Consider the following 13,851-nt stretch of genomic DNA (forward strand, 5'->3'; position numbering starts at 1 on the left):
AACGCCTGCGCCCTGCGGCGAGTGGGCCGCAAGACGGACAAGTGAACTCGGTCGCCAGTGGGTATCAAGCCCGCCGCCGCAACCAGACGACGGACCCCGCGGTGCGAGCGTCCATGAAACTGCAGCCATCCCCCCAATGGGAACAGCCCCGCACCGAGCAAAACAGATGTTGCATCGCAACAGCCGGCGGATTCTATTCGTCGCCATCCATTTTGTCAAAAGTTGACCGCCAGAGTTGACCGCCAGAGTGGCCGCCAGACCCGGGCACTCGATCTACCGGAGCCGCCCCGAAACGGTCTCTGGAACCCGTAACCCGACGCACCTCACAGCCGTTTTTCCATTCTTCGACCAGAAAGGAGGCCGGAATCGCCGCCTCGGCAACCGCTGCGCTCAAGCCTCGCTGGCGATCCGCCCCCGCCCGAGCTCTGCAGTCAAGCGCATCCAGTCGAAGCATGGTCCGGGATCGGTCTTGCGTCCGGGCGCGATGTCGGAGTGCCCGACCACCGCCTCGATCGGGAAGCGCCCTTGCAAGGCGCGGACCAGGTCGGCCAGGCGCGCGTACTGCACGGGTTCGAACGGAAGACTGTCGCACCCCTCGAGCTCGATACCGATCGAGAAGTCGTTGCAGCGCGCACGCCCATTCCAGCTTGAGACGCCAGCGTGCCACGCGCGCTGCGCGGGCTCGACGAACTGGAGGACCTCGCCGTCCCGCCGCACGAGATAATGTGCGGACACGCGCAGGTGATGGATCTCCGCGTAGTAGGGATGCTCCGCGGGATCGAGCGTGTTGGTGAATAGCTGCTCCACCCCGGGCCCACCAAAGGAGTCCGGCGGCAGGCTGATCGCATGCACCACGATCAGGCTGACTGGCAGGCCGGGAGGTCGTTCATCCTGATTGGGCGATGCGCACACCCGCACCCTGAGGGCATCGGGCGCAGAGGGCAAGGGCGCCACGCACGCAAGAAGATCCCGTATCACGGTATGGTCAGCCCTCAGGCAAACCCATTGCGCCGCCCGCGCTCAATGAATCTCACCCACGGCAAAGAGCCGTCGATGCTCCTTCATCGCGTAGCGGTCAGTCATGCCGGCAATGTAGTCAGCGATGGCACGCGGCTTGTCCTCGCGCGCCATCGCCTGGTACTGCGGCGGCAGGATCTGCGGGTCTTCCATGAAGGCGGCAAACAGGTCGCCGACGATCCGGCGCGCCTTGTTGGTCATGCGCAGCACCTGGTAGTGGCGGTACAGCTTGTCGCGCAGGAAGCCCTTCAATTCCCGCAGCGGCGACTGCAGCGCTGCGGAATAGGCCACCAGGCGCGGGGCGTTGCGGACATCCTCGAGCGTTCTGACGCCGGCCGCCTCGATGTTCGCGCGGGTCTGGTCGATAAGATCGATCACCATCAGGTGGATCATGCGCCGCACTGTTTCGTGGATCAGCTTGCGCCCGGACAGTCCTGGCCAGCGCGCCTCCACTTCGCGACGCTGGGTCGAGAACAGCGGCACCGCTTCGAGTTGCTCGAGCGTGATCAGGCCCGAACGCAGGCCATCGTCTACGTCGTGATTGTTGTATGCAATCTCGTCGGCGAGGTTCGCAAGCTGGGCCTCGAGCGAAGGCTGGGTGCCCTCGAGGAAACGCTGCCCGACGGCGCCCAGGCGCTCAGCGTGAATGCGCGAGCAGTGCTTCAGGATGCCCTCGCGCGTTTCGAACATCAGATTCAATCCATCGAAACCGGCATAACGGTCCTCGAGCACATCCACGGTGCGCAAGGATTGCAGGTTGTGCTCGAAACCGCCGTAATCCTTCATGCACGCATTGAGCGCCTCCTGCCCGGCATGGCCGAAGGGTGTATGGCCAAGGTCGTGCGCGAGTGCGATCGCCTCGGCCAGATCCTCGTTCAGACCGAGCTGGCGGGCGATTCCGCGCGTAATCTGCGCAACCTCGATGCTGTGGGTGAGGCGCGTGCGGAACAGGTCGCCCTCATGATTCACAAACACCTGGGTCTTGTACTCCAGGCGCCGGAAGGCGGTCGAATGCACGATCCGGTCGCGGTCGCGCTGAAACTGGCCGCGCGCGACCGGGGCCGCCTCATCATGCGTGCGCCCCTGGGAGTTTGCTTCGGTGACGGCGTAGCTTGCGAGTTGCAGCATCAGATTGTCCTCATTGCAGGCTTGCCGAAGCGGCTTTCAGCGGCAGCGCGCCTCGATCGCAGCGGCGATCTCACCCTGCGTTGCATCGCCGTGAATCACCGCGCGTCCAAGCGCGCGCAGCAGGACCAGGCGCAGGCGGCCCGCCTCGACCTTCTTGTCATGCGACATGAACTCGAGATAACGCTGCACGCCGAGCCTCGGCCCCCAGACAGGCAGGCGAGCGCGCTCGAACAGCGCCTCGACCCGGGCCACATCCTCCTTCCCGATCCAGCCGAGCGCGCGCGACAGCTCTGCAGCCATCATCGTCCCCGCTGCGACCGCCTCGCCGTGCAGCCACTGACCGTAGCCCATGCCGGTTTCGATCGCATGCCCGAATGTATGACCGAGATTGAGCAGCGCGCGCTCGCCCTGCTCCGTCTCATCGGCAGCCACCACCTCGGCCTTGTTGCGGCAGGAGCGCTCGATGGCAAACGCAAGTGCCGCGGTGTCGCGCGCCAACAGGCGATCGAGGTGGGTCTCGATCCAGGCAAGGAACTCCGGATCGCGGATCAGCCCGTACTTGATCACCTCCGCCAACCCCGCGGAAAGCTCACGATCCGGCAGCGTATCCAGGGTATCGATGTCGGCGAGCACCAGCCTGGGCTGGTAGAAGGCGCCGATCATGTTCTTGCCGAGCGGGTGGTTGATTGCGGTTTTGCCTCCGACCGAAGAGTCCACCTGGGCCAGCAGCGTGGTCGGGATCTGGATGAAGGGCATGCCGCGCTGGTAACATGCGGCAGCGAAGCCCCCCATGTCGCCCACCACACCGCCACCGAGCGCGATCAACGTGGTCGAACGTTCGCAGCGCTCGGCAAGCAACATGTCGAAGATCCGATTGAGCGTCTGCCAATCCTTATGCGCCTCGCCGTCGGGCAGCACCACCGTCGACACCACCACCCCTTCACCCTCGAGCGCACGGCGTAAACGCTCGAGATACAGTGGCCCGACCACGTCATTGGTGACGATGGCAACACGCTGCGTTTTCAGGCAAGGCAGGATCCGCCCTGCCTGCTCCAGCAGGCCACGCCCGATGTGGATGGCGTAAGCACGGTCGCCAAGTGCGACATTCAGGGAGTGCATGGTCTGGCCTCGTGTTTGCGCAGCGCCTCCTCGATGGCGCGCACCATGGCGCCCGGGTTGGTACGCCCGCCGTCGACGATGATGTGCGCGACCTCGCGGTACAGCGGGTCGCGCTGGCGATGGAGTTCCTCGATGCGCTGACGCGGATTCTCGACCTGAAGCAAGGGACGGTTGCGGTCGTGCCGGGTGCGCTCGAAAAGGATCTGCGGCGCCACATTGAGATAGATCACCACGCCGCGCTCGCGCATCAGCGCACGGTTCTCCGCTGCAATCACGACACCGCCGCCGGTTGCGATGACGATGTCGGACGCCTGGGTCAGTTCATCGATCATCTGCGTTTCGCGACGGCGAAAACCGGCCTCACCCTCGATTTCGAAGATGGTCGGAATGCTCACGCCCGTGCGCGCGACAATCTCATGGTCGCAGTCGGCGAAGCGTATCTTTCGCCGCCGCGCCAACTCCTTGCCGACCGTGGTCTTGCCGGCACCCATCATGCCGATCAGTATCAGACAGCTCACGCGTGACTCGTCGGAAATCCAGATGAAAAAGGGGCGGGCACCCTTTCGGGATGCCCGCCCCCGGGATTGTAACAGCTACACGCCAGCGTCAGCGGAGGGTAAGCGCATCGGAAACAATGCGGGGCGTGATGAAGACGAGGAGTTCCTTGCGGTTCGAAATTCTGCTCTGCGTCTTGAAAAGATGCCCAAGAACGGGCACGTCGCCCAGCAGCGGCACCTTGTCTACCCCCGTGCCCTCCTCCTCCTCATAGATACCTCCAATCACGACGGTCCCGCCATTCTCGATCAACACCTCGCTCTTGACGTTCTTGGTCTCGATCGGGGGAACGCCAAGCAGCGCCTGCTCGTAGAGCGGACGGTCCTTGTTGACCTCGATCGACAGCTGAAGCCGCCCATCCGGAGTGATCTGCGGCTTCACTTTCAGTGACAGCACCGCCTTCTTGAACGACACACTGGTCGCCCCGGAACTGGACGCTTCCTGATACGGAATCTCCGTACCCTGCTCGATCGAGGCTTCGACCTGATTAGCGGTGAGCACACGCGGGCTCGAAACCACGCGACCACGCCCGTCTGACTCCAGCGCCTGCAGTTCGAGATTGAGGAAGCGGGTGAGCCCGCTGTTGAACAGGGTCATGCTGAGTGCGCCATAAGGCGTCTTGTCTATACCGTTACCCGACGTGGCCGATTCACCGACGCGTTGAATCATGGTTGTAACCAAGGTATCGCTGTCGGTATCGATCTTTCCATCCTTGATGGCGGCGAACTCGGACGACCCAAACCCGATCTTCGCACCATTCCCGAGCGAGGCCGTACCGCGACTGCCAAAGCCGAGGCGGACCCCGAGATCGCGCGCGAACGTCTTGTTCGCCTCAACGATTCGCGCCTCGATCAGAACCTGGCGCGGGGCGACGTCAATCTCCTGTACAAGCCTGCGCAACGCATCGAGCCGGGAGGGCACATCGGTGACGAACACCTTGTTGCTGCGCTCATCCACCACCACGCTGCCGCGCTTGGAGAGCATGGTCTGGTCCTTGCTCTTCAGGAAGTCGAAGATCTCCTTCGCCTTGTGGTAGTTAATCTGGAAGCTCTCGGTGCTCAACGGCTCCAGATCGCCGATCTGGGCCTTGGCTTCGAGTTGCAGTTTCTCTCGCGCCGCCAGTTCGTCCCCTGGGGCAATCCAGATGACGTTGCCGTTCTTGCGCATGTCCAGACCCTTGGCCTGCAGGATGATGTCCAGCGCCTGATCCCAGGGCACATCCTTCAGGCGCAGGGTCAGGTTGCCCTGCACCGAGTCGGACGTAATGATGTTGAAATCGGTGAAATCGGCGATGACCTGAAGCACGGAGCGCACATCGACGTTCTGGAAGTTCAGCGAGAGCTTCTCACCCTGGAACTGCCCCCGGCCTCCCTGCACGAGCTTGTTCGGATCCTCGATGACGCGTTTGACCTCCAGCACGAAACGGTTGTCGCTCTGGTAGGCGTTGTGCTCCCACAGGCCATTGGGCGTCACGGTCAGGCGCACACGGTCACCCACCTGCTGTGCTGTCATCGCCGTGACCGGCGTGGCAAAGTCCGTGACGTCGGAGCGGCGGCGCAGATGATCGGGCAGTGAAGCCTTCAGGAAGTCCACGACCAGATTGGCCCCCTGGCGCCGAATGTCGATGCCGGCATCCGGATTCGACAGATCGACGACGACGCGGCCCTCCCCTTCGGTTCCTCGGCGGAAGTTGATGTCCCGCACGGCGAGGCCGCTCGTCAGGGCGCCGCCGGGGCCTGCGAAATTACCCTGAGACTCACTGACCACCGTGCTGCGAACCGCCTGCGCAGCGGCAGGGGAGATCGCGATGATCAGGTCACGACCCTGAATCCTCGCTTCGTAGGGATTCATCTTCACGAGGTTCAGCACCACCCGGGTCCGGTCCCCGACCTGAACAATGTTCGCGCTGCGCAGGTCACCCTGCTCGATACTTTGTGTATTACGTCCGAGCGCATTCCCCGTTCCGGAGAAATCGAAAGCGATTCGTGCAGGATTGGCAACAGAGAAGCTCGGCGGCGGCGCCGAGAGTGGCTCACGCAGTGTCATTCGCACGTAAACCGTGCCGCCTTGCTCGGCCACCTCAAATCCTTCGATCTGGTTGGCGAGCACCTGCGTCTGCCCGGTTTCCTGCGCAAGGACAACAGGCGCCGGTGCGATCCCGGTAAAAGCGGCTGCAAACAGCAGCGTCCCGATTCGATGTTTCATTTCCCGGCCTCCTGCCGCTCCTGCAGTGTCAGCGTGCTGGTGCGCTCCACCCAGTCGCCATACGCATCTTCCACGAGTTCGCGCAAAACAACCTCGTGCTCGGTAATGCTCGTCACCACGCCGAAATTCTGTCCCATGTAGTTTCCGACCTTCACCTGGTGGAGCGCATTGTTCACGCTGATCAAGGCGTGGATGGTGGCACCCTGCATGAGCACGCCGACCATATGCAACGACTCCAGCGGATAGGATTCGAGGGGCTCCCGGCGGCGATCCATGTCGGGACGGAGCGCACCGGACGAAGCCGTCCGGTCCGGCTCCATGCGTGCCGCCCGGAAAGGATCATCGCCCTGCGCACCCGCATAAGCCACCACCGGAAACGGCTTCAGTTCAGGCGTGGGCTTCACCTGTCCGCGCAGGTTCTTCGCCTGGCCAGCCATCCAGGCCTGAAGATCATCCTGATTGCCCCCCGCGCAGCCGGCAAGCAAGGCGCAAGCGCCGAGAATGAGGAAGGCCTTCATTACTTGTTCCCCTTCTTCGCTGCCTGCGCCGCCTGGCGCTGCCGGGCGAGTTCTTCTTCGTCCAGGTAACGATAGGTCGTCGCCTTGGCATCCATCTTCAGGACGCCGTCCTTGTCCGCCGTTAGCCCGACGTCGTTGAGGGTCACGACACGCGGCATGCTCGCCACGTCCGACACGAACTCGCCGAGGTCATGGTAGCCACCCGAGAGGCGCACTTCGATCGGCATCTCGGCGTAGAACTCCTTCACCACGTCCGCGCCTGGCTTGAACAGCTCGAACTGCAGGCCGCGCCCCAAGCCGGCCTGGTTGATATCCGACAGCAGGGAGTCCATTTCGGCCCGGTTAGGCAACTGCTTCAGCAGCGCACCGAACTGGCGGTCGATCTCCTCCAACTGGCGACGATATTCTTCAAGATTGACTGCCTGACGCTTCTTTGCCACCCAGCTATCGCGGAGCTGGGTCTCTTCCGCACGACGGGCCTCCAGTGTCAACGCCTGGTCCTGCCAGTCGAACCACCAGAAAGCCGCCACGGTCAGCACCAGCACCGCCAGGTAAACAGCCACCTGCGGCGCAGCCGGCCAGAGGCCGGGATCATTCGGATCCAGCCCGCGAAAATCCTGCGCCAGACGCTGAAGGTCGATGCCCCGGCCTTTGTTTGCCGTCGTTCGGGTTGCGCTCATCTGGCAGCTCCCTTGGCTACAACCGCCCCGGCGGCCGTTTCTTCGGCCTGCGGCTGACGGATGCCGATGCCTAGCGTGAATTCGCTTACACGACGGGAATCGACCGTGCTTGCCTTGGCTTCGATCAGGATCGGCAGTTCAAGGAAGGGCGAAGCCTCCACGTTGCGCATCAAATGCGACACGCGCGCGTTCGATTGGGCGTAGCCCTGAAGCGTCACCCGCTTTCCGCTCTGCTTGATCGATTTCAGATAGACGCCCTCAGGCATGCGCTGCGCGAGCTCGTTGAAAAGATGAACCGTCTCGGCGCGCACGCTCTGCAGGGATTCGATGACCTGCTTGCGTGCGAGCAAGGCATCGATCTGCTCGCCAAGCCGGCGTATTTCAGCAATCTCACGATCCAGCTTTGCGATCTCGGTCTTGAGTTGGGTGTTGCGCGCCTCCTGAGCTTCGATCTGGCCGACATATACTGCGCGCACGCCGAAGCCAATCAGGGCGCCCAGGAGGATCGACAGCACGAACAAAACGAGGAACTGCTGTTTCCGCAAGCGGCGCTTCTCGGCGCGATGCGGAAGAAGGTTGATGCGGATCATGCGTCGAACCTCCTCAGCGCCAGGCCGCAGGCGACCATCAGGGACGGCGCATCGGCAAGCAGGGCCTTCGGCCGCAGCTTGCTCCCGAGCGTCATGCTGGCAAACGGATTGGCGATGATCGTGTCAACCTGGGTGCGCGCGCCGACGATTTCACCGAGGCCGGGCATCACCGCACAGCCTCCGGCAAGCACCACATGGTCGACCTGGTTATAGGGCGTCGATGTGAAGAAGAACTGCAGTGCCCGAGACACCTCAAGCGCAAGGCTGTCCATGAACGGCCGCATGAGATCGCGTGCGTAGTTGTCCGGCAGCGACCCGGTGCGCTTGGCGGCTTCGGCCTCCTCGAAGCTCATCCCGTACTGACGAGAGATGTCCTGCGTGAGCTGGTTTCCGCCGAACGCCTGCTCCCGCGAGTAGATCGACTGCCCGTTGCGGAACATGGTTACGGTCAGAACCGTCGCGCCGACGTCGACCAGCGCGATCACCTGGTCACGCGCCCGCTGCGGAAGCTGGGCCGAAACGAGCTCCAGCGCGGATTCGGTGGCGAGCGACTCGACATCGACGATCACCGCCTTGAGCCCGGCAGCCTGTGCCACGGCGACTCGGTCCTCGACCTTGTCCTTGCGCGAGGCGGCGATCAGCACCTCGACATCACCAGGGCTGCTCGCCGCGGGGCCGATCTCCTGAAAATCCAGATTAACCTCGTCCAGCGCGAAGGGAATGTACTGATTTGCTTCGCCCTCGACTGCGAACTCCATCTCGGTTTCGCGCATACCCGCCGGAAGGATGACTTTCTTCGTGATGACCGACGAGGAGGGCAGCGCCACCGCAACGTTCTTCACGCCACCGCCAAATCGCCGGAGAGCGCGCTTGATGGCTTCCGTTACAGGTTCGAGGCTGGCGATGTTGCCATCCACCACCGCATCGCGCGGCAGAGGCTCGATGGCATATCGCTCGACTTTGTAAGCGCCCTTGTCTCCCCCGGAAAGCTCGACGAGCTTGACGGATGAAGAAGAGATGTCGAGTCCGGCGAGTTGACGCGTCGCCGACTTCAAAAAGGGGAGGTCAATCACAAAGAAAGTCCTTACATTTCTTTATGTTACGCGCTATTGCTCAGTCATGCTCTCGCATGCTAACGCCAAGTCCCCCGCGCTGTAAAGGGAACTTGTTCACGCTTAACGCCTGCTAACAAGGCGGCCCGATGGCGCCGCGCCCGCATCCCGTATAATGCCCACCCGTTCGAAACCACTTCTGGACTGCCCATGCGCTGGGTCCTGTATCCGATCGCAGCGCTGATTGCGCTTGTCATCCTCGGCCTCGCCACCCTTGCCGCGATGGCCACGCTCGCCTGGCCGAACCTGCCGGCACTTGACTCGCTTACGGACTATCGTCCTCGCATTCCGCTGCGAGTATATACGGCGGATGGCCACCTCATCGGCGAGTTCGGTGAAGAACGGCGTGACGTAGTGCGCATCGCCGAGGTTCCTTCCCACCTCAAGCACGCGATTCTGGCAGCAGAGGATGAACGCTTCTACGAGCACAGCGGCATAGACCCGGTAGGATTGGCGCGCGCAGCGCTCGCGAACCTCTCCAGCGGTGGCCGGGGACAGGGTGCCTCCACGATCACGATGCAGGTCGCACGCAACTTCTTCCTCACGCGCGAGAAGACATACAGCCGCAAGCTCTACGAGATCCTGCTTTCCCTGAAGATCGAGCAGAACCTCACGAAGGACCAGATTCTGGAGCTGTACATCAACCAGATCTTCCTCGGCCAGCGCTCCTATGGTTTCGCTCAGGCGGCACGCGCCTACTACGGCAAGACGCTCGATGAGCTGACCCTGCCCGAAGCTGCGATGCTTGCTGGCCTGCCCAAGGCCCCCTCTGCGTTCAACCCGATCGTCAATCCTGCTCGCGCGGCAGTTCGCCAGCAGTACGTGCTGCGCCGCATGCTCGAGGCCGGCTTCATCGGCGCAGCCCAATACCAGGAGGCGCTCGCCTTCGCCACACCTGCACAGAGCCGGCACGACACGGCGCGAGCGCGCAAGCACCAGGACATCACGCTCCACGCCGACCATGTCGCCGAGATGGCGCGCCAGATCGCCCTCGAGCAGTTCGGCGATCAGGCCTACGAATTGGGTATCCGCATCGTCACCACGATCACCCGCAAGGACCAGGAGGCCGCCTACGCTGCCCTGCGCAAGGGTGTGCTCACTTACGACCGCCGTCACGGCTATCGGGGCCCGGAGGCCTTTGTGGAGTTGCCCAGCGGCGACATCGCACCCGAGTTGCTCGATGAAGCCCTGGAGAATCATGGCGACCACGATGACCTCCTCGCCGCGATCGTCCTGAGAGCCTCTTCGAAGGAAGTCGTCGCCTATCGCCGCGGCGAGTCGCTGCGCATCGCTGGCAAGGGGCTCGGGCTTGCGGCGCCGATGCTGGCCGAGAAGGCGCCGCAGAGCCGCAGGATCCGCCCCGGAGCGATCGTGCGCCTGCGCAGCACCGGCAAGGACGCCTGGGAGATCGCCCAACTCCCCGAGGTCCAGGCAGGATTCGTCGCCATCGACCCGCACAACGGCTCCGTACGCGCCCTGGTTGGCAGCTTCGATTTCGAACGCAACAAGTTCAACCATGTCACGCAGGCGGTGCGCCAGCCGGGGTCGAGCTTCAAGCCCTTCATCTTCTCTGCCGCGCTCGAGCGCAGTTTCGGACCAGGCAATGTCCTTGAAGACGGCCCCCTCTACTATCCTGCGGGGGTCACGGGCTCGAAGGCATGGGAGCCCAAGAACTACGACGGCCGCTATGCCGGCCCGATGACGCTGCGCGAGGCACTGGCACGCTCGAAAAACATGGTCTCGATCCGCCTGCTCGAGGAGATCTCCCCCGCGTACGCGCAGGAATTCCTCGGCCGCTTCGGCTTCGACCGCAGCCAGAACCCCGCCTATCTGACCATGGCGCTGGGCGCAGGCGCTGCAACGCCTTGGCAGATGGCCGCCGGCTATGCGGTGTTCGCCAATGGCGGCTACCGCATTGAGCCCTACGTGGTGAAGGAGATCTACGACGGCAGCGGTCGCCTGATCGCACGGACGGACCCGCCCGTGGCCGGCCAGAGCGCAGCGCGCGTGATCGACGCGCGCAATGCCTGGCTGATGGATTCGATGATGCGCGACGTAGTACAGCGCGGAACGGCAACAAGAGCGAAGGTGCTCAAGCGCCAGGATCTCGCAGGCAAGACGGGGACCACCAACGACTATGTCGATGCATGGTTCTGTGGCTACCACCCGGATCTGGTCGCCGTGAGCTGGGTCGGGTTCGGCCAGCCGCGCAACCTGGGCCGAGGCGAAACCGGCGGCGCAGCGGCACTACCGATCTGGGTCGACTACATGCGCACGGCGCTCGAAGGCGTGCCGGACGTTTCGCCCCCGCCCCCACCCGGACTGAAGCTCGTCGAGAATGGCCTGGGCTCCGGCGAGGACTATCACTATGCCGAGTACGCCCCACCGACGCCGTCGATCGCCCCGGACTGGCTGCAGGAGATGTTCGCCGGCGACGGACTGCCCGCCATGGAAGCGGAAACCGAGGCCATCCCGCCGGCGCCGGTCACCCGTTCGCAACTTCCGGGCTTTCCGGCACAGGCCCCAGCCCCGGTCGAAGACCGCCTGCCGACGCCGATCAGGCGTTGAGCGGCTTCCCCTTCAGGCCGGCGGGGTCAACACCACAGGCTCGCCAGCCTGCGCTCCGATCAAGCCGGCGAGCATCTTCCACAGCTCCCCGCCATCGCGGGTATTGATCCACTGTCCGTCGAGCAGACGAAAGTGGAAGCCACCCGATCTGGCCGCCACCCAGATCTCACGCGCCGCGGTGTGGCGGTTGATGATCATCTTCGTGCCGTTCTCGAATTCCAGCTCCAGGATGCCTCCGGGCTTCGGCTCGATGTCCAGATCCACACCGCAGTCCTCAAGCGCGGACTCGATGCGTGCCAGTTCGGCCTCGGCCAGTGCGTTGAACGCGGATTCTTCCATGCTGATTCCTTCTGTTAGGATTCCGGTTTTACCTGAAGAATGGCGATGCGAGCCAGAATTCCCTTCATCGCGCTGTGCTGCGCGCTGCTGTCGGCCTGTGGCATCAAGGGCCCGCTCTATCTGCCCGAGCCTGGCACCTCCCCCGCCTCGAGTGCGGGCGCCGATCATAACAAACCCCTCGTCCCGCCGGACCTCACCTCCGACTCCCTGCTCCAATGAACATCTCTGCTACGCCCGCCTGGCCTCTCCCCACGCTCACGCTGCGCGAAGGCGCATTGTGGTTGGAGGAGACTTCACTGGAAGACATCGCCCAGCGCTTTGGCACACCGACCTATGTCTATTCGCGTGCAGCACTGGAATCCGCCTTCGCTGCCTGGAAACAGGCGCTCGCCGGACGCCGCGCGCTGGTGTGCTACGCCGTCAAGGCCAACTCGAACCTCGGCATTCTTTCAGTCTTCGCCCGTCTTGGCGCTGGCTTCGACATCGTTTCCGGCGGCGAACTCGCCCGTGTCCTCGCTGCGGGGGGCCGCGCGGACAAGGTCGTGTTCTCGGGCGTGGGCAAGACCCGCGCGGAGATGCGACAGGCGCTGGAGGCAGGGATCCGCTGCTTCAACATCGAGTCGGCAGCCGAACTGGAGCGCCTGAATGCGCTGGCAGGCGAACTCGGCAAGCAGGCGCCGATCGCGCTGCGAGTCAATCCGGACGTCGATCCGAAGACCCACCCTTACATCTCCACCGGCCTGAAGGGCAACAAGTTCGGCGTCGCCTTTGCCGACGCACTTGCGCTCTACCGGCAGGCCTCCAGACTGCCCCACCTGCGGATCAGCGGAGTAGCCTGCCATATCGGCTCCCAGCTGCTCGACCCCGCGCCCATGGCCGAGGCGGCGGAGAAGTTGCGCGACCTGGTCGAGCAACTCGCAGCCGAGGGAATCGCGCTCGAGCACATCGACCTGGGTGGGGGGCTGGGCATCCGCTACCGTGACGAAACACCCCCTTCGGCGACCGATTACCTGGCGCCGCTGCTCGAGGTGTTCGCCGGTCGTAACGAGGAGCTCTGCTTCGAGCCCGGTCGTTCGCTGGTCGGCAACGCGGGGCTGCTGCTGACCCGGATCGAATACCTCAAGCCCGGCGAAACAAAGAACTTCGCCATCGTCGACGCTGCCATGAACGACCTTGCACGCCCGGCGCTGTACGATGCATGGCACGAAGTGGTCGAAGTCCGTCCGTGCGCGGCATCTGCTGCGCAGTACGACGTGGTCGGCCCGATCTGCGAGAGCGGCGACTTCCTCGCCCGCGGACGGATGCTCGACGTGGCCGAAGGCGATCTGCTCGCGATCCTCTCCGCAGGTGCCTATGGCATGACCATGAGCTCCAACTACAACACCCGCCCCCGCGCCGCCGAGATCCTGGTGGAGGGGAGCCGCGCGCTCGTCGTGCGCGAGCGCGAAACCGTCGCCGAACTCTTCGCCGGCGAGCGCGTGGCCAACTGAATCGGCATCGCCCCCGGGTTCCGACGACCGCAAAGCGTCAGGCCTGCAGCCCTTCCTTGGGCACGGGGCGCCGGATCCCTGCGTCGTACTCCTCGTTCAAGGCTCGCCCGAAAGCCTTCCATGCCGGGCCACCGTGCGTGTGAAGCCCCATTTCCGCACTCTGGCGCATGTTCTCAAGCATCAGCTCCGAAAGCGCGAACAGCTCGCCAGTGAGCTTTTCCTGCCGCACCGGACTGCGCAGCAACTTCATCATGCAGTCCGACGAGCAACTCAGCGCCTGCCGCGCCAGGTCGCGCATGCGGGCCTGATCCTGCCAATCGACGCCAATCGCAATACCACGCTTGACGATCTCACGCTCAAGCTCATCTGCCGTACGAGTGTAATGTCCGAATCCGCTCATCGTTCCTGCCGGCCCCAGACCTGGCACACCTTTCCTGCACCAAGCGCCGAGGCCGGGACGCCCCCATTTAAAATGCAGACAATCTCACTGTCCGCCGCAAGGCCTTCATTCTAGCCGTTCTCCCCGCGCC

Annotated in this window: 14 protein-coding genes; 3 read left to right on the top strand and 11 right to left on the bottom strand. The window is 63.7% G+C overall.

Annotated features, from left to right (window positions below):
- Positions 1-390: 390 nt before the first annotated feature.
- From ampD to ACNKW1_RS09375, 9 genes are all read right to left on the bottom strand, one after another.
- Positions 391-954 carry a 1,6-anhydro-N-acetylmuramyl-L-alanine amidase AmpD gene (gene ampD, locus ACNKW1_RS09335; protein ID WP_418364307.1) on the bottom strand — a complete coding sequence of 188 codons (564 nt, stop codon included), beginning with the start codon at positions 952-954 and terminating at the stop codon, positions 391-393.
- 66 nt (positions 955-1,020) lie between these two features.
- On the bottom strand, positions 1,021-2,145 hold the full coding sequence (locus tag ACNKW1_RS09340; RefSeq protein ID WP_418364308.1) for a deoxyguanosinetriphosphate triphosphohydrolase: 1,125 nt from the start codon (positions 2,143-2,145) through the stop codon (positions 1,021-1,023).
- Positions 2,146-2,181: 36 nt separating this feature from the next.
- On the bottom strand, positions 2,182-3,264 hold the full coding sequence (gene aroB / locus ACNKW1_RS09345) for a 3-dehydroquinate synthase (protein ID WP_418364309.1): 1,083 nt from the start codon (positions 3,262-3,264) through the stop codon (positions 2,182-2,184).
- Positions 3,252-3,782, bottom strand: a complete 531-nt coding sequence (locus ACNKW1_RS09350) for a shikimate kinase (protein WP_418364310.1) — start codon at positions 3,780-3,782, stop codon at positions 3,252-3,254. Before ACNKW1_RS09350 ends, aroB begins: the two co-directional genes overlap by 13 nt.
- Positions 3,783-3,870: 88 nt before the next feature.
- Entirely contained in the window at positions 3,871-6,024 is a 2,154-nt protein-coding gene (pilQ, locus tag ACNKW1_RS09355; protein ID WP_418364311.1) for a type IV pilus secretin PilQ, read from the bottom strand.
- Positions 6,021-6,542, bottom strand: coding sequence for a pilus assembly protein PilP (locus ACNKW1_RS09360; protein WP_418364312.1), 522 nt, complete (start codon positions 6,540-6,542; stop codon positions 6,021-6,023). Before ACNKW1_RS09360 ends, pilQ begins: the two co-directional genes overlap by 4 nt.
- Positions 6,542-7,222, bottom strand: coding sequence for a type 4a pilus biogenesis protein PilO (locus tag ACNKW1_RS09365; protein ID WP_418364313.1), 681 nt, complete (start codon positions 7,220-7,222; stop codon positions 6,542-6,544). The genes ACNKW1_RS09360 and ACNKW1_RS09365 overlap by 1 nt, the downstream gene beginning before the upstream one ends.
- On the bottom strand, positions 7,219-7,812 hold the full coding sequence (locus ACNKW1_RS09370; RefSeq protein ID WP_418364314.1) for a PilN domain-containing protein: 594 nt from the start codon (positions 7,810-7,812) through the stop codon (positions 7,219-7,221). The genes ACNKW1_RS09365 and ACNKW1_RS09370 overlap by 4 nt, the downstream gene beginning before the upstream one ends.
- Positions 7,809-8,885 (bottom strand): pilus assembly protein PilM, encoded by a 1,077-nt coding sequence (locus tag ACNKW1_RS09375; protein ID WP_418364315.1) that lies wholly within the window; start codon positions 8,883-8,885, stop codon positions 7,809-7,811. Before ACNKW1_RS09375 ends, ACNKW1_RS09370 begins: the two co-directional genes overlap by 4 nt.
- A 189-nt stretch (positions 8,886-9,074) precedes the next feature.
- Between ACNKW1_RS09375 and ACNKW1_RS09380 the strand changes: the two genes are divergently transcribed.
- The gene (locus ACNKW1_RS09380; protein WP_418364316.1) at positions 9,075-11,492 is read left to right on the top strand and encodes a penicillin-binding protein 1A; all 2,418 of its coding nucleotides are present in this window, start codon (positions 9,075-9,077) and stop codon (positions 11,490-11,492) included.
- 12 nt (positions 11,493-11,504) lie between these two features.
- On the opposite strand, the gene cyaY is transcribed toward ACNKW1_RS09380, so the two are convergent.
- The gene (cyaY, locus tag ACNKW1_RS09385) at positions 11,505-11,831 is read right to left on the bottom strand and encodes an iron donor protein CyaY (RefSeq protein ID WP_418364317.1); all 327 of its coding nucleotides are present in this window, start codon (positions 11,829-11,831) and stop codon (positions 11,505-11,507) included.
- Between the two features lie 45 nt (positions 11,832-11,876).
- On the opposite strand from cyaY, the gene lptM reads away from it, so the two are divergent.
- Both lptM and lysA read left to right on the top strand, forming a co-directional pair.
- Positions 11,877-12,050, top strand: coding sequence for an LPS translocon maturation chaperone LptM (gene lptM, locus ACNKW1_RS09390; protein WP_418364318.1), 174 nt, complete (start codon positions 11,877-11,879; stop codon positions 12,048-12,050).
- Positions 12,047-13,321 carry a diaminopimelate decarboxylase gene (gene lysA, locus ACNKW1_RS09395; protein ID WP_418364319.1) on the top strand — a complete coding sequence of 425 codons (1,275 nt, stop codon included), beginning with the start codon at positions 12,047-12,049 and terminating at the stop codon, positions 13,319-13,321. Before lptM ends, lysA begins: the two co-directional genes overlap by 4 nt.
- A 37-nt stretch (positions 13,322-13,358) precedes the next feature.
- Here the strand turns inward: lysA and ACNKW1_RS09400 are convergent, their stop codons facing one another.
- A complete protein-coding gene (locus tag ACNKW1_RS09400; RefSeq protein ID WP_418364320.1) occupies positions 13,359-13,721 on the bottom strand; it encodes a hypothetical protein in 363 nt (120 codons plus the stop codon).
- Between the last annotated feature and the right edge of the window lie 130 nt (positions 13,722-13,851).

The organism is Thauera sp. WH-2, assembly GCF_048321015.1.
Classification (GTDB): Bacteria; Pseudomonadota; Gammaproteobacteria; order Burkholderiales; family Rhodocyclaceae; genus Thauera.